Origin of the sequence: Nocardiopsis sp. NPDC050513, assembly GCF_044457925.1 — a bacterium.
Classification (GTDB): domain Bacteria; phylum Actinomycetota; class Actinomycetes; order Streptosporangiales; family Streptosporangiaceae; genus Nocardiopsis.
Genome location: NZ_JBITHK010000004.1, coordinates 162,064 through 183,461, shown reverse-complemented (window position 1 = coordinate 183,461; position 21,398 = coordinate 162,064). Strand labels below are relative to the sequence as shown.

Annotated in this window: 17 protein-coding genes; 6 read left to right on the top strand and 11 right to left on the bottom strand. The window is 73.8% G+C overall.

The window, feature by feature from the left end; translation table 11 throughout:
- Nucleotides 1-13 precede the first annotated feature (13 nt).
- Both ACIBFB_RS08730 and ACIBFB_RS08725 read left to right on the top strand, forming a co-directional pair.
- Entirely contained in the window at nucleotides 14-1,849 is a 1,836-nt protein-coding gene (locus tag ACIBFB_RS08730; protein WP_397227841.1) for an IucA/IucC family protein, read from the top strand.
- Nucleotides 1,846-3,273 (top strand): glutamine synthetase family protein, encoded by a 1,428-nt coding sequence (locus tag ACIBFB_RS08725; RefSeq protein WP_397227839.1) that lies wholly within the window; start codon nucleotides 1,846-1,848, stop codon nucleotides 3,271-3,273. Before ACIBFB_RS08730 ends, ACIBFB_RS08725 begins: the two co-directional genes overlap by 4 nt.
- Before the next feature lie 43 nt (nucleotides 3,274-3,316).
- Here the strand turns inward: ACIBFB_RS08725 and ACIBFB_RS08720 are convergent, their stop codons facing one another.
- On the bottom strand, nucleotides 3,317-3,679 hold the full coding sequence (locus ACIBFB_RS08720; RefSeq protein ID WP_397227837.1) for a VOC family protein: 363 nt from the start codon (nucleotides 3,677-3,679) through the stop codon (nucleotides 3,317-3,319).
- 98 nt (nucleotides 3,680-3,777) lie between these two features.
- Between ACIBFB_RS08720 and ACIBFB_RS08715 the strand changes: the two genes are divergently transcribed.
- Together ACIBFB_RS08715 and ACIBFB_RS08710 are read left to right on the top strand one after the other, a co-directional pair.
- Nucleotides 3,778-4,761, top strand: a complete 984-nt coding sequence (locus ACIBFB_RS08715) for a GlxA family transcriptional regulator (protein ID WP_397227835.1) — start codon at nucleotides 3,778-3,780, stop codon at nucleotides 4,759-4,761.
- Between the two features lie 66 nt (nucleotides 4,762-4,827).
- Nucleotides 4,828-5,430 carry an isochorismatase family protein gene (locus ACIBFB_RS08710; protein ID WP_397227833.1) on the top strand — a complete coding sequence of 201 codons (603 nt, stop codon included), beginning with the start codon at nucleotides 4,828-4,830 and terminating at the stop codon, nucleotides 5,428-5,430.
- 123 nt (nucleotides 5,431-5,553) lie between these two features.
- Here ACIBFB_RS08710 and ACIBFB_RS08705 read toward each other — a convergent pair whose 3' ends face one another.
- The 3 genes from ACIBFB_RS08705 to ACIBFB_RS08695 are packed head-to-tail and all read right to left on the bottom strand — an operon-like array spanning nucleotide 5,554 to nucleotide 9,294.
- The gene (locus ACIBFB_RS08705) at nucleotides 5,554-6,915 is read right to left on the bottom strand and encodes a GntP family permease (protein WP_397227831.1); all 1,362 of its coding nucleotides are present in this window, start codon (nucleotides 6,913-6,915) and stop codon (nucleotides 5,554-5,556) included.
- Nucleotides 6,912-8,126 (bottom strand): glycerate kinase, encoded by a 1,215-nt coding sequence (locus ACIBFB_RS08700; protein ID WP_397227829.1) that lies wholly within the window; start codon nucleotides 8,124-8,126, stop codon nucleotides 6,912-6,914. The genes ACIBFB_RS08705 and ACIBFB_RS08700 overlap by 4 nt, the downstream gene beginning before the upstream one ends.
- A 10-nt stretch (nucleotides 8,127-8,136) precedes the next feature.
- Nucleotides 8,137-9,294, bottom strand: coding sequence for a CdaR family transcriptional regulator (locus ACIBFB_RS08695; protein WP_397227827.1), 1,158 nt, complete (start codon nucleotides 9,292-9,294; stop codon nucleotides 8,137-8,139).
- A 228-nt stretch (nucleotides 9,295-9,522) separates the two neighbouring features.
- Between ACIBFB_RS08695 and ACIBFB_RS08690 the strand changes: the two genes are divergently transcribed.
- Nucleotides 9,523-10,884: an acyltransferase gene (locus tag ACIBFB_RS08690; RefSeq protein ID WP_397227825.1), complete on the top strand. Its 1,362-nt coding sequence runs from the start codon at nucleotides 9,523-9,525 to the stop codon at nucleotides 10,882-10,884.
- A 26-nt stretch (nucleotides 10,885-10,910) separates the two neighbouring features.
- On the opposite strand, the gene ACIBFB_RS08685 is transcribed toward ACIBFB_RS08690, so the two are convergent.
- The 4 genes from ACIBFB_RS08685 to menB form a co-directional block, all read right to left on the bottom strand.
- The gene (locus ACIBFB_RS08685) at nucleotides 10,911-11,771 is read right to left on the bottom strand and encodes a cupin domain-containing protein (protein WP_397227823.1); all 861 of its coding nucleotides are present in this window, start codon (nucleotides 11,769-11,771) and stop codon (nucleotides 10,911-10,913) included.
- An 86-nt stretch (nucleotides 11,772-11,857) separates the two neighbouring features.
- The gene (gene menD, locus ACIBFB_RS08680; protein WP_397228431.1) at nucleotides 11,858-13,573 is read right to left on the bottom strand and encodes a 2-succinyl-5-enolpyruvyl-6-hydroxy-3-cyclohexene-1-carboxylic-acid synthase; all 1,716 of its coding nucleotides are present in this window, start codon (nucleotides 13,571-13,573) and stop codon (nucleotides 11,858-11,860) included.
- Nucleotides 13,574-13,905: 332 nt separating this feature from the next.
- On the bottom strand, nucleotides 13,906-14,880 hold the full coding sequence (locus ACIBFB_RS08675) for an o-succinylbenzoate synthase (protein WP_397227821.1): 975 nt from the start codon (nucleotides 14,878-14,880) through the stop codon (nucleotides 13,906-13,908).
- Nucleotides 14,877-15,716 (bottom strand): 1,4-dihydroxy-2-naphthoyl-CoA synthase, encoded by an 840-nt coding sequence (gene menB, locus ACIBFB_RS08670; RefSeq protein WP_397227819.1) that lies wholly within the window; start codon nucleotides 15,714-15,716, stop codon nucleotides 14,877-14,879. The genes ACIBFB_RS08675 and menB overlap by 4 nt, the downstream gene beginning before the upstream one ends.
- Nucleotides 15,717-15,991: 275 nt before the next feature.
- On the opposite strand from menB, the gene ACIBFB_RS08665 reads away from it, so the two are divergent.
- Nucleotides 15,992-17,140 carry an AMP-binding protein gene (locus ACIBFB_RS08665; protein ID WP_397227817.1) on the top strand — a complete coding sequence of 383 codons (1,149 nt, stop codon included), beginning with the start codon at nucleotides 15,992-15,994 and terminating at the stop codon, nucleotides 17,138-17,140.
- On the opposite strand, the gene ACIBFB_RS08660 is transcribed toward ACIBFB_RS08665, so the two are convergent.
- Genes ACIBFB_RS08660 through ACIBFB_RS08650 form a run of 3 tightly spaced genes read right to left on the bottom strand, consistent with a single transcriptional unit; the run spans nucleotide 17,044 to nucleotide 20,936 of the window.
- The gene (locus tag ACIBFB_RS08660) at nucleotides 17,044-17,934 is read right to left on the bottom strand and encodes an ABC transporter permease (RefSeq protein ID WP_397227815.1); all 891 of its coding nucleotides are present in this window, start codon (nucleotides 17,932-17,934) and stop codon (nucleotides 17,044-17,046) included. The two genes, ACIBFB_RS08665 and ACIBFB_RS08660, sit on opposite strands and share 97 nt — an antisense overlap.
- A gap of 1 nt (nucleotide 17,935) precedes the next feature.
- Nucleotides 17,936-18,670 carry an ATP-binding cassette domain-containing protein gene (locus ACIBFB_RS08655; RefSeq protein ID WP_397227813.1) on the bottom strand — a complete coding sequence of 245 codons (735 nt, stop codon included), beginning with the start codon at nucleotides 18,668-18,670 and terminating at the stop codon, nucleotides 17,936-17,938.
- Nucleotides 18,671-18,674: 4 nt separating this feature from the next.
- Nucleotides 18,675-20,936 carry a polyprenyl synthetase family protein gene (locus ACIBFB_RS08650; RefSeq protein WP_397227811.1) on the bottom strand — a complete coding sequence of 754 codons (2,262 nt, stop codon included), beginning with the start codon at nucleotides 20,934-20,936 and terminating at the stop codon, nucleotides 18,675-18,677.
- Between the last annotated feature and the right edge of the window lie 462 nt (nucleotides 20,937-21,398).

Below are 21,398 nucleotides of genomic sequence, written 5' to 3'. Positions count from 1 at the left end.
AAGCGAGAACACGATGAACACGCACGTCACCCGGCCGCCCGTCACGCCGCCCGATCCGCTGCCCGCGCCCACCGAGCTCTCCCGGGAGCGGTGGGACCGCGCCTGCGAGCACCTGACCGCCAAGATGGTCGCCGAGCTGTGCTTCGAGTACGCGCTGCGGCCCGCCCCCGAGGGGGAGGGCCGGTGGCGGGCCGAGACCGGCGCGGGCGCCGCCTACACGTTCACCGGCCGCCGGACCGGCATGGACGCCTGGCGGGTCGAGCCCGGCAGCGTCGAGCGGCACGCCCCCGACGGCGCGGCGGCCCCGGCCACGCCCTTCGGTCTGCTGCGCGACCTGGGCGCGGCCGGGGTCGTCGACCCGGCCGTGGAGGCGTTCACGGTCGGCGAGCTGATGTCCACGCTCTCCTCCGACACCCGGCTGGCCGAGGACGGGGCGACCGCGGCCCACCTGGCCGACCTGGACCACGCCCACCTGGAGGGGCACCAGGGCGGGCACCCGTGGATCTTCGCCAACAAGGGCCGGGTGGGCTTCTCGGCGGGCGACCGGGCGCTGTACCCGCCGGAGGAGCGCCGCGCCCAGCGCCTGCCGTGGATCGCCGTCCACCGCTCGCTGGCCGAACACCACGGCGTGCCCGGCCTGTCCCAGCCCGAGCTGCGCGCCCAGGAGCTGGACCCCGAGGTCCTGGAGCGGTTCACCGCGCGCCTGGAGGACCAGACCGGCGAGCGCGCCGACGAGTACGTGTGGATGCCCGTCCACCCCTGGCAGTGGGACGAGGTGGTCGTGCCGCTGTTCGCCGCCGAGGTGGCCGCCGGGCTGATCGTCTCCCTGGGCACCGCCCCCGACGCCTACCTGCCCCAGCAGTCGATCCGCACCTTCACCAACCTCACCCGCCCCGACCGGCTCAACGTGAAGCTGTCGCTGGCCATCCTCAACACGATGGTCTACCGCGGCATCCCCACCGAGCTGTGCCGGGCCGCGCCCGCCAGCACCACGTGGGTGCACCAGCTCCGCGACAAGGACGCCTTCCTGTCCGAGCGCTGCGAGGTCATCCTGCCCGGCGAGGTGGCCGCCGTCGCCGTGCGCCACCCCGTGCTGGAGGACATCCCCGACGCGCCCTACCGGCACCGCCAGCTGCTGGGCGCGCTGTGGCGCGAGCCCGTCACCGAGCGGCTGCGGGAGGACGAGACCGCCCGCACGCTCGCCGCCCTGCTGCACGTGGACGGCCGCGGGCGCGCGCTGACCGCCGAGCTGGTCGAGCGCTCGGGGCTGGACGCCGAGGAGTGGCTGAGCGCGCTGTTCGGCGCGATCCTGCCGCCCGTGCTGCACCTGCTCTACCGCTACGGGCTGGCGTTCAACCCGCACGGGGAGAACGCGATCGTGGTCTACGACGACCGCGACCGCCCGACCCGGCTCGCGGTCAAGGACTTCGTGGACGACATGAAGCTGCTGGACACCGACCTGCCGGAGTACGCGGACCTGCCCGAGGCGGCGCTGGGCGTGCTCATGCGCTTCGACGCCCGGGAGCTGACCTCCTCGATCGCCAAGTCCCTGTTCATCGGGCACTTCCGGTACCTGGCACCGCTGGTCGAGGAGCAGCTGGGCGTGGCCGAGGACCGGTTCTGGGGGCTGGTGCGCGCCGAGATCCTGCGCTACCAGGAGGAGTTCCCCGAGCTGGCCGAGCGGTTCGCCGCCTTCGACCTGCTCCAGCCGGAGTTCGAGCGGGTGTGCCTGAACCGGGAGCGCCTGCTGGGCGGCGGGTACCACGAGCGGGCCGAGCGCGACGCCGAGTTCCACCTCGACGCGCCGCCGATCCCCAACCCGCTGCACCGTGCGGAGGGGGAGAAGTGACCGCCGCATTCGGCGCCGACCTGCCGCCGCTGACCGAGACGCTGCCGCCGTCCCCCCCGCCGCCGCCCTTCCCGGTCCCGCTGGAGCAGCTGCGCGCGGACGCGGCCTCGGGGGCGATCGCCGACGTGCTGGTCGCCCTGCCGGACCTGCAGGGCCGGGTGCAGGGCAGCCGGGTCAACCCGCGCGACTTCACCGACCGGATCGTCCGGGACGGGTTCGGCGCGTGCCTGTACCTGCTGGCCACCGACGTGGAGATGGAGGCGCGCCCGGGGTACGCGACGGATCCGTGGGGCGGCGGCCTGGGCGACTTCGACATCGTGCCGGACCTGTCCACCCTGCGGTACCTGCCGTGGGACCCGGGGACGGCGCTCGTCCTGGGCGACGCGCACGGCGCCGACGGCGCGCCCGTGGCCGTGGCGCCCCGGCAGGTGCTCCGGACCCAGCTCGCGCGGCTGGCCGAGCGCGGGTGGCGGGCCCTGGCGGGGACCGAACTGGAGTTCCTGGTGTTCCGGGACGACTACCAGAGCGCGTTCGAGGCCGACTACCGGGGCCTGACCCCGGCGACGCGGTTCAACTCCGACTACGCGGTTCCCGAGGTCTCCGGGATCGACCCGCTCATGCGCCGGATCCGCACGGCGATGGAGCGCACGGGGATGACCGTGGAGTCGGCGCGCGGTGAGTGCCACCCGGGGCAGTACGAGATCGTGTTCCGCTACGACGACGCGCTGCGCACCTGCGACAACCACGTCGTGTACAAGGCGGGCGCCCGGCAGCTGGCCGCCCAGGCCGGGGTGGCGCTGACGTTCATGGCCAAGTACGACGGCGGTGAGGGCAACTCCTGCCACGTGCACCTGTCGCTGCGCGAGGAGGACGGGACGCCGGTCTTCGCCGACGACGGGACCGGCCGGCACGGCATGTCGAAGTACATGGAGCACTTCGTGGCCGGGCAGCTGGCGTGCATGCGCGACTTCGCGCTGATGTACGCGCCGAACATGAACTCGTTCAAGCGGCTGGCGCCGGACGCGTTCGCGCCGAGCAGCATCGCCTGGGGGCTGGACAACCGGACGTGCCCGGTCCGCGTGGTGGGCTCCGGGGAGTCGGCGCGGATCGAGTTCCGCGTGCCCGGCGGGGACGCCAACCCCTACCTGGCGGTGGCGGCGATCGTCGCGGCGGGGCTGTACGGGATCGAGCAGGCGCTTCCCCTGCCGGAGCCGACGGTGGGCAACGCGTTCGCCCAGGACGGGCCCCGGCTGCCCACCTCCCTGGAGGAGGCCGTCCTCGCGTGGGAGGGCAGCGGGATCGCCCGCGCCTGCTTCGGCCCGGACGTGGTGCGGCACCAGGCCGCCGCGGCCCGCTCCGAGCTGGCCGCGTTCTCGGCGTCGGTCACCGACTTCGAGCGCCGCCGCCACTTCGAGCGCGGCTGACCTGAGGCGGGCCCCCGCCGCGGACCGCGGCGGGGCCCCCGGGTCACCGCTCCGACCAGACGCCCAGCTCGTTGCCGCTCGGGTCGGTGAAGTGGAACCGCCGCCCGCCGGGGAAGGCGTAGGGGCCGTCGACCACCTCGCCTCCGGCCTCGCGGACGGCCTCCGCCGACGCGTCCAGGTCGGTGGAGTAGAGCAGGACGAACGGCCCGCCCGGTCGGGGCCGTTCGCCCAGAGCGAGGCCGCCGACCTCGGGGGCCTGCCCGCCCGCGGGGTTGCGGATGCCCGCGTACTGGGGCCCGTAGTCGTTGAAGCTCCAGCCGAAGGCCTCGGTGTAGAAGCGCTTGGCCCGGTCGAGGTCGGTGACGGTCAGTTCGACGTAGTCGATGCCGTGGTGGCGATGGGTCATGGCGGCATTGTGCCCCAGCGGTACGACACGGGGCCGGTGGCCGGATGCGACAGAACACCGTCATTGCGGCCACGAGGTGGGGCCGCGACGATGGACGCATGCCCACTCCGCACCGCGTCGTCATCGCGCTCTTCCCGGACGTCGACCTGCTCGACGTCACCGGCCCGGCCGAGGTGTTCGCCCTGGCCAACCGGGAGAGCGGTGGCCGGGCGGGCTACGAGGTCCGCCTGGCGGCCCCCGACCCCGGACCGGTCCTCACCTCGGCCGGTGTCCGGCTCGTCGCCGACCTCTCCTTCGCCGAGGTGGGCGCGGCGGTGGACACCCTGCTGGTGCCCGGCGCGGTGGACGTGCGCCCGGACGGCCCGGTGGCCCTGGTCGACGACACCGTGGTCGAGTGGGTCAGGGCGACGGCGCCGCACGCACGGCGGATCGCGTCCGTCTGCGTGGGAGCGCACGTGCTCGCGGCGGCCGGGCTGCTGGACGGTCTCCGAGCGACCACGCACTGGTCGACGGCCGCGCAGTTGGCGGCCGGCCACCCCGAGGTCCGGGTCGACCCCGACCCGGTCTTCGTCCGCTCCGGCCGGGTGTGGACCGGCGCGGGCATCAGCGCCTGCATGGATCTGGCGCTCGCCCTGCTCGCCGAGGACCACGGCGAGGACCTCGCCCTGGCCGTGGCCCGCCAGCTGGTCGTGTACCTCCGGCGGCAGGGCGGCCAGAGCCAGTTCAGCGTGCCGTTGAGCCAACCCGCGACGGCCCGCAGGGACATCGACGAACTGCGCGCGTTCATCGCCGAACACCTCGACGACGACCTGTCCGCACCCGCCCTCGCCGAGCGCATGTGCCTGAGCGAGCGCCACTTCGCGCGGGTCTTCCGCCAGGAGACCGGCACCAGTCCGGCCGCCTACGTGCAGGCCGCCCGGGTCGAGACGGCCCGGCGCCTGTTGGAGACCACCGACACGCCACTCGAACAGGTCGCGGCCACCACCGGGATGGGCTCGGTGGAGACCCTGCACCGCGCCTTCCGCCGGCAGCTCAACACCACCCCGGCGGCCTACCGACGGCGCTTCCGCACCACCCCCTGATCCCGGGCACGCGAGCCCAGAGCGGCTTCGCCATGCCCGAATTCCCTCCGACGAAAGGAACCCCTCATGCCTGCCTCCAGAACCCTGCGCGACGTGATCGGCCTCGACGCCACACTGCCCCGCCTCGGCGAGAGCACCCTGGTCATGATCGACTTCCAGAACACCTACCGCGACGGCGTCATGGCGCTCGACGGGGCCGAACCGGCGCTGGCCGCCGGGGCCCGACTGCTCGCCGCCGCCCGCTCGGCGGGGACGCCGGTCGTCCACGTCGTCAACGACGGAGGGGAGGGCACTCCCTACGACATCCGCGCCGAGATCGGCGCTATCAGCCCCGAGGTGGCGCCCGCCGACGGCGAACCGGTCGTGGTCAAGCGGTTCCCCGACGCGTTCCACGACACCGACCTGGAGAAGACGCTGCGCGACCTGGACGCCGGGCCCGACCTGGTGCTGGCCGGGTTCATGACGCACATGTGCGTCACGTTCACCGCGCAGGGCGCGTTCAAGCTCGGCTACCGGCCCACGGTCGTGGCCGAGGCGACCGCCACCCGCTCCCTGCCCGCGCCCGACGGGAGCACGGTGCCCGCGGCCGCGCTCCAGACGGCGAGCCTGACAACGATCGCCGACCTGTTCGGCACGGTGGCGCGCTCGATCGACGTTCTCACCGCCTGACCGGGACGACAGAGCAGCGGCCGGTGTCGGCGGCGACGCCCGGTCGGTGACAGCGTACGGCCCCTCCCGGTTCCGAGGACGGAACGGAACCGGGAGGGGCTCCCGGGGACGCGCCCGCTCAGGTCAGAGCAGGACGAACCCCAGCACCTGGACCGCGGCGAACGCCGCGGCGCCCTCGACGGCCGTCGCCACCGTCAGGGTCCGGTAGGCGGTCGGCACCGGGATCCGGCTGATCTGGGAGACCACCCAGAAGTAGGAGTCGTTGGCGTGCGAGACCACCATCGCGCCCGCGCCGATGGCGAGCACGGTCAGGACCATGCCCTCCGGGGAGCCGAGTCCGAGCGCCGCGAGCATCGGCGCGACCAGCGCGGACGTGCTCACGATCGACACCGTCGACGACCCCTGCGCCGTCTTGAGCGCCGCCGCGATCAGGAACGGCACGGCCAGCCCGATGCCCAGGCCGGTCAGGTGGTCGGAGAGGAAGCCGGTCAGCGGCGAGGCCGCCAGCACGGCGCCGAAGGCGGCGCCCGCACCGGTGATCAGCAGGATGGGGGCGGCGACGCGGATCGACTCGTGCACCTGCTCGTGGAACAGCGCCAGCCGGTCCCCTCCGCGCAGCAGAGTCACCGCGACCAGCAGACCGAGGATGAGCGCGATGAGCGGGGTGCCCAGGAACGTGACGGCGTCGAAGGCGGTGCCCTCGCCGATCGGCCGCGCGGGGAGCTGCACGATCGAGGAGGCGCAGATGAGCGCCAGCGGCAGCAGGATCGGCAGGAACGCGTGGAAGGCGTTGGGCAGTCTGCCGTAGCTCGCGCGCAGCTCCTCGTAGGTCTGCGTGGAGATGTCCTCCTCGCTCTCCGCGGGCAGCGGCGTGAACTCCTTGCGCGCGAACAGCCGTGCGTACGCCAGTCCGGCCAGGGCCGCCACGGCGGAGACCGGCGCGCCGACCGCGATGATCAGGCCGAGGTTGTCGGCGACGCCGATGTTCTCGGCGGCGGCGAGCGGGCCCGGGGTCGGCGGCACCAGCGTGTGCGTCGCGTACAGGCCGGTCATCAGCGCGATCGAGGTGGCCAGCGCCGACACACCTGTGCGCAGGGTGACCGCCTTGCGCAGCGAGTTGAGGATGACGTACCCGGAGTCGCAGAACACCGGGATGGAGACGATCCAGCCGATGATCGACATCGTGAGGTTCGGGAACCGGGTGCCGAGCACCCTGATCAGCGCCTCGGCCATCGCGATCGCGGCGCCGGAGCGCTCCAGGATCATGCCGATCATGGTGCCGAAGAGGATGACGAGACCGATGTTGCCCAGGGTGCCGCCGAACGCGGTGGTCACCGTGGGGACGATCTCGCCCAGCGGCAGCCGGAAGGCGAAGGCGCCGAGGAGCGCGGCGCCCGTCAACGCCAGGAAGGGGCTGACCTTCCAGCGGGCGGTGACGAACACGATGCCCGCCACCAGGAGGATGAGGATGATGAGGGAGGTCATGGACGGGGTTCCTTCGGAGCGTGCGGTGGTGCGGGGCGGTGTGCGGCGAGACGGCAGCAGTGGAACGCCGCCTCGGTGATGCTCGGCAGCACCTCCTTTCTCATACGTTCCAGGGAGGCGGGCCCCCGTGCCGTGGAGAAGGCCGCGGTGATCCCGGATCCCCGAAGGTCCTCGGGCGGAACCGACACGCTTCCCGCGATGACCACGACGGGCGTGCCCGTGGGGGTGAGGCGGCGGACCGCGTCGACGACCTTGCCCGCCAGCGACTGGCGGTCGAAGGACCCCTCGCCGGTCAGGACCAGGTCGGCCCGGCCGAGCAGCCGCTCGGCGTCCAGGACCTGGGCGACCAGCTCCGATCCGGGGACGGTCTCGGCGTCCAGGAGGGCGATCAGCGGTGCGGGGAGTCCCCCGGCGGCCCCCGTGCCCGAGCGATCGCGGACGTCGACGCCGGTCTCCCGGCAGAGCACGTCGGCCAGGCGGTCCAACCCGGCGTCGAGCACCCGGACGTCGTCCGGAGTCGCGCCCTTCTGCGGGCCGAAGACGGCCGCCGCCCCCTCGTCGCCGACGAGCGGGTTGGTGACGTCGCAGGCGATCCGCCAGCGCGCCGACCGGGCGCGCGGGTCGAGTCCGCCGAGGTCGAGGCGGTCCAGGTCGACGAGGGCGCCTCCCCCGTCCGGCAGTTCCGAGCCGTCCTCGGCCAGGAACCGGGCGCCCAACGCGGAGAGCAGGCCGGCGCCGCCGTCGGTGGTGGCGGATCCGCCGATGCACAGCAGGATCTCCTCGGCGCCCGCGTCCAGCAGCGCCGTCACGAGCGGGCCGACGCCCCGGGTGCTCGCGGCCAACGGCCGGAGCGGGACGTCGGCGACCAGGGGCAGGCCGTTGGCCTCGGCGGCCTCGACGACACCCGTACGGCCGTCCGGGGAGAGGCCGTACCGGGCAGTGATCGGACGGCCGAGCGCGTCGGTGGTGTCCGCGGTGAGCGCGGTGGTGGCCCAGGCGCCGAGCAGCGCGTCGAGGGTGCCCTCTCCGCCGTCGGCGAAGGGAAGGGTGTCGACGCGCACCTCCCGGTCCGCGTCGACGAAGGCCTGTTCGACCCCCCGGGCCATCGCCGCCGCCACGTCCACGGCACGGGCGCTGCCCTTGAACGAGTCGGGGACGACGGCGACGCGGAAGGCGCTGACCTCGTCATCTGTGGGAAACGCGTGGGACATGCAGGAGATGTTAGGCACGCCACTCGTGCGTTTCGACGGTGTTTCGCCCAGTCTTCCTGTGAGGTTGTGTTCGGCGTGTGTGCGAAGTGCCCACCGCTTCACGCGCGTACAGCCCCATCAGGAGCGTGGTCAGGTGGTCGGCGCGGCGCAGGTCCAGCCCCGTCGCCGACCGGATGCGTTCCACCCGTTGCAGCAGGGTGTTGCGGTGGACGTAGACGGAGTCGGCGGCGGCCTGCATCGAGGTCGTGGAGCCCACCGCCAGGACGGTGCGCCGCTGCGCCTCGGTCAGGGACGCGACCCGGCCCGCCAGGTGCGCGAGGGTGCGCGGCGGCAGGTGGGCGACCGCCACGGCGATCGCCCGTGACCACGGGTCGATGACGGCCAGGGTGGGGATCAGACCCGCGTACCGGCACAGCGCGCGGGCCTCCTCGGCGTGCGCCAGCAGCACGTCGACGTCGCCGGTGGGCGCGGTGACCAGGTGGCGGCTGTCAGCCGGAAGACCCAGGGAGTGGGGCGGCGGGGCGGTGCCGGTGCCGACCAGCCAGAGGGCGCCGTGGAGGACGGCGGCCCGGCGACCGGCGTCGGCGTTGATGCGGACCACGGCGGTCTCGGCGAGGGAGGGCGGAGCGGCGGAGGCGTCGGCGCGCGGTTCGGCGGCCGCCCACAGGGCCAGCGACCAGGGCGGGGCGAGGCCCGCCGACGTCAGGCGGGACCGCGCGGCGTCGGGGTCGGTGGTGCCGGAGCCGAGGGCGGCGATGAGGTCGCGGGCCTCGGTGTGGCGGCGGGTGACGGCGTCCTGTTCGTGTTCCTGGGCGATGAGGAGCTGGACGGTGAGCGCGACGACGCGGGCGAGCGGGGCGACCTCGTTGGGGTCTCCGGTCACGCCGACCACGCCGCGCAGCTCCCCGTCGACCATCAGCGGTTCGTTGGCTCCGGGCCGGTCGGAGGTGCCGGGTTCGGGGGAGGTGACGAGGACGCCGCGCCCCTCGGCGATCACCCGCTGGGCGCCCCGGTGGAGGGTGCCGAGGCGGGACGGGTCGAGGCAGGCGATGATGGTGCCGTGCTCGTCCATGACATTGATGTTGTGGCTGATGGTGGGCGCGATCAGGTCGACCACGCGCTGGGCGAGGTCACCGCCCAACGGTGGCCGACGCGGGTGTTCGACCATGCGTCACAGCATAGGGACTGGTCAGAGCCCCGGGGGACAGTCGGTGGCGGGGCGGCGCGTCCGGCCTCGACGCAGCTGGCGCCCCGGTCCGCACGCCGCCGGGACCGCCCCGGAGCGTGCCGTCCGACGGACCCGGGGCCTCCGGGCGGGCCGCACCGGCGAGCACCCGTCGGATGGGTGAGACTACACAGGGTCAATCCTTCGGATCCGGATCGGTGGTCGCGTCCCATGCCCCACACGTGGCGTCCCAGAACACCGGCGGTCCTGCGCCGGATACGCGAGACCGCCCGATCGACCCCGCAGCGCCGCAACCGCTACGTGGACCTGTTGCGCGCCCTGGCCATCGCGCTGGTCGTCCTGGGCCACTGGCTGGCCGTGGTGGTCAGCACCGACGACGGGATCGGCGGGCGCAACGCCCTCGGCATCCTCGCCTGGACCCAACCGCTGACCTGGCTCTTCCAGGTCATGCCGGTGTTCTTCCTGGTCGGCGGGTACGCCAACGCGGCGTCCCTGACCTCGCACCGGGACAGGGGCGGGGACGCGCTCGGCTGGGTGCTGGGGCGCACGGACCGCCTGCTGCGACCGACCACGGCGTTCCTCGCCGCCGTGTGGGCGGTCGCGTTCGCGGCACTGCTGCTGAGGGCTTCTCCCGAGGTCGTCGGCCTGGCCGTGTGGGCCGCCGCCATCCCCCTGTGGTTCCTGGCCGCCTACCTGAGCGTCGTCGTCCTCGCCCCCCTGACCCACCGGCTGCACCGCCGGTGGGGGGCGGCGGTGCCGCTGGTGCTCGTCGGGCTCGTCCTGGTCCTGGACGCCGCACGGCTGGTCCTCGGGGTCCCGATCGTCGGCGTCGCCAACTACCTGCTGGTCTGGCTGACCCTGCACCAACTCGGGTACGTGTGGCGGGACCGCTGGGCGCGTCCGCGCCCCCTCGTCGCGGCCGCGGCCGCCCTGGGCGGCTTCGCCCTGCTGCTGGGACTGACCGTGCTGGGCCCCTACCCGATCAGCATGGTGACCGTCCCCGGCCAGGAGCTGGGCAACACCTCGCCGCCGACGTTCGCCCTGCTGGTCCTCGGCCTGACCCAGACCGCGGTCGTGCTGTTGCTCTCGCGTCCGGCGCGGCGGCTGCTGCGGCGCCCACGGCCCTGGACCGCGGTCGTGGCGGTGAACTCGGTCGTGCTGACCGTGTTCCTGTGGCACATGAGCGCCGCGGTCGTCACCGGCGCCGCCCTGTACGGCACCGGCCTCCTGGCGCAGTGGCCCGTGGGATCGGCCGCGTGGCTGCTGCAGCGGGTGCCCTGGCTGGTCTCGGTCGCCCTGGTGCTGGCGGTCCTCGTGGTCGCCTTCGGCGGCGTCGAGGCACGCACCGCTCCCTCCGGCGCCGGAGGGCGGATCCTGGCCGCGACACCCGCCGGAACCGCGGTCCGGCACGCCGTGCTGGCGTTCGCGCTCACCGCGACGCTGGCCGGACTCACCGGGATCAGCCTCACCGGAGCGGGCCAGGCGGACGCGTTCACCCTGGCCGTGTTGGGCTCCTACGCGGTGGGCGCCTCCGTCCTCCGCCTGACCCGCCACCGGTGGTGCGGAGGCTGAGCGCGTCGACGGACGGACGGCCCGCGTCAGGGACGGACGTCGAAGAGCGGGAACCGCAGGCTCCCGCCCGCGTCGGCGACCTCCAGGTCCTCGAACTCGAACGCGGGCGACGTGAAGCACGTCGCCAGGGTCTCCTCCGCCGTGAGCGTGCGCGCGGTCTGCCAGGTCCCGGCGGGCACCAGCACCTGGAGCGACTGCCCCGCCTCCGCGTGCGGTCCCAGCGTGTACCTCTCGCGCTCCTCGGGTCGGGGCCCGGTCCCGCCCAGTTCGATCAGGGTCGGGCCGCCACGGCAGAAGGACCACATCTGCGCCGACCGCAGCCGGTGCCACCGGCACCGCTCCCCCGGGCACAGCAGGTACTGCAACGCCGACGCGGTCTCGCGTTCGGCGTCATAGCCCTCCGGCCGCACGTACACCCCGCTGCGCCACGTGGCCCGGAACCAGCCGCCCTCGGGGTGCGGGAACAGGTCGAGCGTCTCGGCCGTCGATCCGCGTTGGTCGACGGCCGTGAACACCCCCGGAGGCTCGCGTCGCAGGTAGCGCACGCCCACGACGGCCTCGCGCGGGATCGCGCCGTAGATGTGGGGGAAGAGGAGGTCCTCGGCCAGAGCCGCACCGAACCGCTCGTCCAACGTGATGTGGGAGCAGGGGTCCTCCCAGCGGACCTCGCAGGTCAGGCGCGCGGTGTCGACCACCAGGACGCAGAACGGCTCGGTCGCGGACCGGTGCAGGGAGTTGGCCACCGCCAGCATGGCGTGCTCGTTGGGCGAGGCGTGGACGAACCCGTCGGTGTGCAGGCTGTCCGGTTCCAGATCACCCTGGCCGCCACGCCAACGGGCCAGCTCGGTCATGTGCAGCACGTAGTTCATCGTGATCGACCCCGCCACGCACGCCCCCCGGGGATCAGGTGTCCCGCCGGTCCCTTGTGGGCCTCCTTCCCCCCACGGCCCGCCCCCAACCCTGGGACGCCGCCTCACGCCAACGCGTCGACCGCCTCGTCGACGACCGCCTGCATCCGGCGGCGCAGCGCGGCGCTGTCGGACCGACCGGTACGCACCTCGACCACGCGCAGCCCCTCGCCCATGAGTGCCTTGGGCAGGTCGGCCGCCCACTCCAGACGCGTGTACGGCAGGTCGGCCACGGCCGCGACACGCTCCATCGAGACCCCGTGCGGCGTCCCGAAGACCCGCTCGAAGTCCGGATGCCCGGCCTGTTCGAGGCCGGAGAAGATCCCCCCGCCGTCGTTGTTGACCACCACCACGGCCAGATCCGGGCGCGGCTCCCCCGGCCCGATGATCAGGCCGTTCTGGTCGTGCAGCATCGCCAGGTCGCCCAACAGGGCGTAGGCCCGGCCACCGCCGTCGTGCTGGTGCGCGAGCGCCGCCCCGACGGCCGTGGAGACCGTCCCGTCGATCCCGCTCACACCCCGGTTGCCGACGAGCCGCAGCCCGCAGCGGGCGCGCATCGTCGCGTCCAGGTCGCGGATGGGCATGCTCGCCCCCGCGAACAGCAGCGACCCCGCGGACAGCTGCGAGGCCAGGTCGCGGGCCAGGCGCGGCTCGCTGAGCATCTCGTCGGCGTCCAGCACCCGGTCGAGCGCGACGCGGGCCGCCTCCTCCGCCCGCCACCACGAGCGCGACCAGTCGGTGCGCGCGGGCTCCTCCCACGACGCCCCGGCCGGAGGCGCGACGGCGGCGACGACGTCGGTGGCGGTGCGCGCCGGGTCGGAGAAGGCGTTGGCCAGCCCGGCGGCGGGATCACCGACCGCTGAGGCGGTCACCACGACGTGCCGGGGCGCTCGCCGGAGGTAGGCCAGGACCTGGCGGGACAGGTTCGGGCGGCCGACGCTGACCACCAGCTCCGGCGTGTGCGCGGCGGAGAAGCGCGGCGAGGCCAGCAGCTGTCGGTGGGTGGACAGCGCACCGGTCCGGCGGGCGTTAGAGGTGGGTTCGGCGAGCAGCGGCCACCCGGTCGACTCGGACAGGGCCAGGAACGGCACCGGGTCGTAGTCGCCGTCACCGCACACGATCACGCCCCGCTCGACGCCGGGCAGCACGTACGGGGCGGGCTCGGCCGGCGGACCGGGCCGGTTGATCCACGGGCGGTCGCCCTCGCGGCCGTCCAGCGGCGCGGTCCACGCCACGGGCGAGGGTCCGTCGGGGGTCAGCGGGTCGCGGAAGGCGACGTTGAGGTGGACCGGACCGGGACGGCGGTCGACCGCGGAGCTCCACGCGCGACAGACCAGCGACCGCCAGTACGGCACCATGCCCGGTACCTGGTCGGGCGTGCCCACCTCCGCGAACATGCGCACGGCGCCCCCGTACAGGCCGATCTGGTCGACCGTCTGGTTGGCTCCCGTGCCCCGGAGTTCGGGCGGCCGGTCCGCGGTGAGGACCAGCAGCGGCACCCCGCTCTCGTCGGCCTCCATGACCGACGGGTGGAAGTTCGCGGCCGCCGTCCCCGAGGTGCACACCACCGCCACCGGAAGCCGGGAGGCCCGCGCCAGACCGAGTGCGAGGAAGGACGCCGAGCGTTCGTCGACCCGCACGTGGACACGCACGTCGGGGTGGGCGACCAGGGCGAGCGCGAGCGGCGTCGAGCGCGACCCCGGCGCGACCACGGCCTCCTCCAGGCCGCACCGGACCAGCTCGTCGACGAGGACCCGGGCCAGGGCGGTAGACGGATTCATGGGGTTCTCGGGGCCGGTTCCCGGGACTGCTCTGTCCGGGAGGGACGCCCCTGCCTCCTTGCGGGTGGTGTCACGGTGGCCGTCAGCCCGCTCGCGGGTGCGGGGGTACCGGTCGTCGGTGCCGTGGGCGGCGGTGTCGAGGTGTCCGACGGCGCGGGCCGGGGGCCGGACGGCGCGACCGGACGTCGCCACGTCGGTCACCTCCTGCCTGGCTCCTGACTCGTGCTGGTCGTGCGGGTTCGGTGGGACCCCGTCTGTCCAGTGAACCCCGTTCACGAGGGTACGGCGGCAGGTCACGGCTGTGATCTGCGCCCCGCCCCTCCCGGACGCGGTCAGGGTCCGGCCGGGCCTCCCGCCGTGCGGGCGGCCTCGGCGCGGGACCGCCAGTCCGACGGATCGGTCTCGACCGCGCGCAGGCGCTCCTCGTCCACCGACACCGCGCGTACCGGCAGGCTCCCGCCCACCGGCAGCAGCGGGTCGGCGGTGACGTCGCCGGTCAGCATCTGCGCGGTCGCCAACCCGCACGCGTACGGAAGATCCGGCAGAGCGGCCGCCAACGCCACCCCGGCGGCCAGTCCGACGGAGGTCTCGACGGCGCTGGAGACCACCACCGGCAGTCCGCACGCCTCGGCGACCCGCAGGGCCGCGCGCACGCCGCCGAGCGGCTGCACCTTGAGCACGACGATGTCGGCGGCCCCGGCGGCGCGGACGCGCATCGGGTCCTCGGCCCGGCGCACCGACTCGTCGGCGGCGACCGGCACGTCGACCCGACGCCGCACCCGGCCGAGGTCGTCCAGGGTCGCGCACGGCTGCTCGACGTACTCCAGACCGAACCGGTCCAGTTCCCTGACCATCCGCACGGCCGTGTCGACGTCCCAGGCCCCGTTGGCGTCCACGCGCACGCGCCCCGAGGGGCCGATGGCGTCGCGCACGGCCTCGACGCGGGCGATGTCATCGCCCGGGGCCTGGCCGCGTTCGGCCACCTTGACCTTGGCGGTGGCGCAGCCCCCGGCGCGGACGATCGCGGCGGCCCGCTCGGGGTCCACGGCGGGCACCGTGACGTTGACCGGCACGCGGTCGCGCACGGGTGCGGGCCAGCCCTGGTGGGCGGCCTCGTGGCAGGCCGCCCACCAGCGCGAGCACTCGCCCGGACCGTACTCGGCGAAGGGCGAGAACTCACCCCACCCGGCCGCTCCGCGCACGAGCATGCCCTCGCGCACGGTGATGCCGCGGAAGCGGTCGCGCAGGCCGATCGCGAAGGAGCGCCCCCCGGCGGGACCGTCCACCGACCCGGGGTCGGCGGTCACGGGCGGCGCGGGAACTTGTCGAACTCCGGACGGCGCTTCTCCTTGAACGCGTCCCGGCCCTCCTGGGCCTCCTCGCTCATGTAGTAGAGCATCGTCGCGTCCCCGGCGAACTGCTGCATGCCCGCGGCGCCGTCGCTGACGGCGTTGATCGCGCCCTTGACCATGCGCAGGGCCAGCGGCGACTTGGTGAGCATCTCACGCGCCCACTGGACGGTCTCCTTCTCCAGGTCCGCCAGCGGCACGACGGTGTTGACCATGCCCATGTCCAGGGCCTCCTGGGCGCTGTACTGGCGGCACAGGTACCAGATCTCGCGCGCCTTCTTCAGGCCGACGGTCTCGGCCAGCAACCAGGAGCCGTACCCGCCGTCGAAGGAGCCGACCTGGGGACCGGTCTGCCCGAACTTGGCGTTGTCCGCGGCGATGGTGAGGTCGCAGCAGACCTGGAGGACGTTGCCGCCGCCGATGGACCACCCGGCGACCATGCAGATCACCGGCTTGGGCAGGCGGCGGATCTGCACCTGGAGGTCGAGCACGTTGAGGCGGCCGATGCCCTGCTTGGCCACGGCGTCGTCGCCCATGTAGCCGTCGTCGCCGCGGATCTTCTGGTCACCGCCGGAGCAGAACGCCTGGTCACCGGCGCCGGTGAAGATGATCACACCGACCTCGGAGTCGTCCCGCGCGATGTTGAAGGCGTCCTGGAGCTCGAACAGCGTCTGCGGGCGGAAGGCGTTGTGGACCTCTGGGCGGTTGATCGTGATCTTGGCGATGCCCTCCGCGGTCTCGTAGATGATGTCGGAATACTCGCCCGACCGCTGCCAGTCGATCACGCTGCTCACGGCTTCTGCTTCTCCTCACGGGGACACTGGGACGGTGTGGACACGGGGGGCCGCGTCCACGCGTCGACCCTACGCATTCTGCCAGGCGAGCGGGGACGCGCGGGCACACCCCCTGTTCCTCGCCCCGTTGGGCCCGGGACAAGCTACCCGGGCGTAGGCTGTCCCGCGTGGTAGACGAGACACCAGGAATATTCCCCGGACCGACGGATCCGTCCGAGGACGGCCGCCCGCTCCGCGCCGTCAGGGGCCTGGACCCCGGACGCCTGGGAGACCTGGTGGCACGCGCGCTGGACGGGGACGGCCCCGCCCTGCTGCCCGTCCCCGACGGGACGCCCGACGCCCGCGTGGGCGAACTCCTGGCCGCGATGCGCCCCTCGTCCCTGCTCACGCCCGACGGCGTCACCGGCCTCCGCGGCGGGTCGCCGGTCCACGCCGAGACCGCGCTGGTCGTCACCACGTCCGGTTCGACCGGCGTGCCCAAGGGCGTGGAGCTGTCGGCCGCCGCGCTGCGCGCCTCGTCCCGCGCGTCGGTCGAGCGCATCGGCGCGGCTCCCGGCGACGCGTGGCTGTGCGTCCTGCCCGCCGGCCACGTCTCCGGCCTCCAGGTCATCCTGCGGGCGCTGGCCACCGGCAGCGAGGCCGTCCACGCCCCGTTCGACGTCGGCACCGTGGCGGACCTGGCGTCCCGCCTGCGCCCGCACGTGTCCCTGGTCCCGACCCAGCTGCGCCGCCTGCTGTCGGCCGGGGTGGACCTGTCGGCGTTCGGCGCCATCCTGCTGGGCGGGGCCGCCGCCGAACCCGCGCTCCTCACCGCGGCCCGCGGCGCCGGGGGACGGGTGGTCACCACCTACGGCATGACCGAGACCTGCGGCGGCTGCGTGTACGACGGCCTCGCCCTGGACGGGGCGCGCGTGCGCGTGGACGGCGACGGTCCCGGCGCGCCCGGCCGGATCCTGCTGTCGGGCCCGATGCTGCTGACCGCCTACCGGCTCGCCCCGGGCGCGGCGCCCGATCCCGGCGCGCTGGTCACCGGTCCGGACGGCCGCCGGTGGCTGCGTACCAACGACCTGGGCCGCGTCGACGGCCGCGGGCGCCTGAGCGTGCTGGGCCGGGCGGACGAGGTCGTCAACACCGGCGGCCACAAGGTGGTGCCCGCCCAAGTCAACGACCTGCTCCTGGCGCACCCGGCGGTGGCCGAGTCGGTGGTCGTGGGCCGCCCGGACCCGGAGTGGGGCCAGCGCGTGTGCGCGGTGGTGGTCCCCGCCGACCCGGCCGACCCGCCGACGCTGGAGGAGCTGCGCGCGTGGGTGCGCGAGCGCCTGCCCGCCTACGCGGGGCCGCGCGAGCTGGAGGTGCGCGACGCGCTGCCGATGCTGGCGTCGGGCAAGCCCGACCTGGTGGCGCTGCGCTCACCGATCGCCTGAGCACGCCGGGCCAGCCGAGGGCGCCGGAACGGGGATCTGGTCCGGTCGCGCGTGCTCACCTGGAACGCGACCGCCGCCACGAGCACCGCGGCGACGAACCACAGCGGTCCCAGGAACAGGTGGGACACAGGCACGGAGTCCAGGAAGCCGGCCGCGACCGCGGTCTGCATGGTGCCGTAGGTGGGCAGGAACCTGACGACGTCGCTGTCGGAGGCCGGGTTGGACACCGGGTTCTGCAGGCCCATGTCGATGATCGACAGCATGATGATGCAGAACATCCCCTCCAGCTCGCCCCGCAGCACCGCCGCCAGCATCACCCCGATGCCGCCGAAGGCCAGCGCGGCGCCCAGCAGCGACAGCCACAGCATCACCGGCCGCTCCGGCACCCAGTAGACGCAGATCACCGCCACGGCGTAGGCGCACACCAGCGCGGCGGCGGCCAGGAGCGCGGTGAGCTTGGCCGCGAGCAGGTGGGTGCGGGGATACCCGGCCATGGCCAGGCGCGCGTCGAAGTCCGCGGACCGGAAGGTGACGATGAACATCATGAAGCCGACGATGAGCGTCACGGCGTTGATCGCACCGGAGATCTTGCTGACGTGGTTGCCGTGCACGACCACGGTCTCCCCGGTCGCGCGCAGCAGGAAGGGCACGTCGGCGTCGGCGATCACCAGGTAGACGAGGGTGATCCAGACGGGGATGAAGAACACCACGAGGACCAGTGCCAGCCGGTTGCGCAGGTGCTCCAGCAGGGCGTGGCGGGCCGCCGTGGCGTAGCGGGTCCAGGCGCGTCGCACGTCAGCCCCCCGCCACGGTCACGCCGCCGGGAACGGTCACGCCGCCCGGACCGTCCGCGCCCGTGTGCGCGGCCCCGCGATCGCCCGCGACCAGGACGCCGCCCTCCAGCCGCCACAGGGTGTCGAAGCGGGCGGTGTCGAACGCGATGTGCGAGACGACCAGGACCGAGCGGCCCCGACGGCTCAGCTCGGCGGCCAGCGCCCAGAACCGCTCGTAGGTGTCCCAGTCGAATCCCTGGTAGGGCTCGTCCAGCAGGAGCAGCGGCGGATCGTGCATGAGCGCGAGGGTGAGGTTGAGCTTCTGCCGGGTGCCTCCGCTGAGCGTGCCGACCCGGTGGTGGAGGTACTCGGCGAAGTGCAGCACGTCCATCAGCTCGTGGGCGCGGTCCAGCGCGGGCAGGTCGTAGGCGACCTGGAACAGGCGCAGGTGCTGGGCGACGGTGAAGGCGGGGTTGAGCACCGTGTGCTGGGGGCAGTAGCCGAGCCCGCCGGGGTGGTCGACGGCGCCGTGGTCGGGTGAGAGGCGTCCGGCGAGGATGCGCAGCAGCGTGGACTTGCCGGAGCCGTTCTCCCCGACCACTCCGGCCAGGCATCCGGGCGGCAGCTCCAGGCAGACGCCGCGCAGCACGCGGTGTGCGCCGTAGGACTTGTGCACGTCGGCGGCGACGAGGTGCGGTGTGGTGCCGGGCACGTCGGGGGCCTCCTGGTTCGGCGGGGTGGACGGGAGGAGCGGCACGGGGCTACTCGGCTTCGCGCTGGGCGCAGTAGTGGCCGAGTGCGCGCATCATGACCGTGTGCCAACTGGGCGCGACGAGGTCCTGGAGGGGTTTCCAGGCCTCGTCGACCAGCAGGCGCGCCTCGTCGGTGCACGCGTCCACGGCGCCGTGGGCCTCCAGGTCCGCCACGGCGGCGGCGACGGTCGCGGTGTCGGCGTCGCCGCCCCTGATCGCGTGCCAGATCTCCCTCAGGCGAGGAGCGGGAACGCGGCCCACGGCGTGCGCCAGGGGCATGGTGACCTTGCCCGCGTGCAGGTCCTCGGCGGTGTGCTTGGTGCGTCGCCGCTCCCCGGACGAGCCGCGGACGGTGACACCGCGCAGGTCCATGACGTCGTCGCTGATCTGGTAGGCCAGGCCGACCGTCTCGAAGTAGTCGCCCATGGCCGCGATCGCGTGTTCGTCGGCCCCGGTGATCAGGGCGCCCATCTCCGCCAGTCCCGCGACCGGGACTCCGGTCTTGAAGCGGTGCACGGTGTGCAGGCGGCGCAGGAGCGTGGACGGGTCACCGGTGGCCACCGCGGTGTCCATCGCGGCGGCGTGCCCGGCGATGTCGAGCGCCTGCCCGGCGTGCCCGGCCCGGAGCACGCGCAGGTACGTCTGGTACACGCGCAGCCGGAGGCGGTCGTCGTCGGGCAGGACCTCGCGCAGGACGCGGTCGAAGGCGAAGTAGGCGTTGGTGCCCGCGTTGATCGCGGTGGGCTCCCCGAAGACGGTGTGCACGGACTCGCGTCCCCGGCGCACCGGCGACGCGTCCTGGACGTCGTCGACGACCAGGCAGCCCGTGTGCATCAGCTCGGTGGCGGCCAGGAGGGGCCGGTACCGCTCGCTGTCGCCGCCGCAGATCTCGATAACCGCGGCGACGACGTAGGAGCGCCAGCTCCGGCCCAGTCCGCGGGTCGCGTGGCGCATCGGCTCCACGAGCGATCGGTGCAGGTCGTCCACGACGACGGCGTCCAACCGTTCGGGACGGTCCTCGGACCCGGCGACGCCGACCAGTGTGCGGTCGGGGCGTGCGGGATACAGCCGGTCGATCTCGTCCAGGGTCACGTCGCGGACCCGGGTGACGTACCGCTCGAAGTCCGCGACGCGGCTGGACGGGAAGACCTCGCAGAGCCCGCGCCCGCGCACGGGCCGACCCGCCATGGTCCCCTCCACGCGGACGTGCGCCTCCACCATGCCCGACAGGAGGAACAGGGAGCGGACCTCCTGGTGGGGGAACCACGCCCGTGCGCGCAGGCGCAGCTCCAGCCCGGGGACCTCGACCTCCCAGGCGGTGCCGTAGGTGTTCAGGGTGGCCAGGGACGTCCACGACTCCGTCGAGGCCAGCCGCGCGGGCGCCTCGGTGCTCCGCCCGTCGGGGGCGACCGCGACGGCCCAGGTGTCCACTCCGCGGGAACGGCCGCCGGACGCGTCGGGGCGCCCCCGTTCGCAGGCGGACACCTCCCAGCCGTTGTCCAGTCGCAGCCCCGCCCACGTCCACTCCGGTTCCTCCGCCGGTCGGGGGCCGTCCGCGCGGTACCAGGTGTCGCCGAAGGCGTGCTCGTACCAGCCGTCGCCGCGTACCGGCTCCGTGCGCCCACCGGTACGGACCGTGCCGCTCACCGCCAGGCGTGGCACGAAGGAGGCGTGCGTGATGCCGCTGCCGGAACCGAGACGGGTGTGGGGGCACGATACGTGGACGGCGGGCTTGAGGGGCGTCAGACGCAGGGCGAAGCCCGTCTCGGCCCCGTCCGCCTCGACCAGGTAGGCGTCGCCGTCCTTGCTGAGCCGGGCGACGCCGTAGTCGAGGTCGAGCCGGGTCGGGTCGACGCGCACGGGACCGGGCAGCACGCGGTCGGGCTGGAACCCGCGCCCCTGTTCCAGAGCCTCGGTGAGCGCGCGCCGCACACGGGCGTCCATGCTCCGGTCCGTGGCCACCGCGTCGCGGACCTGCCGCACGGCTCCCTCGTCCAACCACGACTCGCCGACGTGTGCGGCGGTGCCGGGGTCGCTGCGGAACCAGGCGACGGCGTGCGAGTCCAGGGGCGATCCGTCGGTGGTCGGAGCACGGTGCCGGACGAAGTAGAAGACCAGTCCGGACCCGCCGTCATCGCCGTCCAGGTGCGCGTTGAACCACCACCACTCCAGTCCGGTGGACTGACGCGGGATCTCCAGGGCCGCGATGTCGGGCGACTCCCCTCCCTCCGCGCGGTCCGAACACACCGGGCCCGTCAGCGACTGGGTCATGCACTCTCCCTCGTGCGCGGCACGCGCGACGTGTGGCGGTTCCCGACCCTGTTCGCACGCGGCTGGAATTCCGGGCGGCCACAGAGAGGGGCTTGGGGTTATCCGAATTCACGGCTCAGCGTACCGGCACACGGAATGCTGATCAATTCGGCGGTGAAACGCCGGTCCTCGTGGCGAAGAATGATCGGCTCTTGTCGGATTTTCCCGACCTTTCGCGTACCGTCACCCCACCCGCAGGCCGACACGCGGCCGACAGGGCGCCCAGAGCGCCCATGACGTGGGCGATGTCGACCGGCGACACACCGCACCCCCACCGGGGACGCGCCGTACGCGTGCACACGCTGGAGCCGGGAGGTCCTTCACACACGGCATTTCCCCCAGAGCGTGATCAAACAGAAGGAAAGCGAACACGGCACACTCCGCCCCACCGCCCCCGCGGAATCCCCGATCACCCGAAAGGCA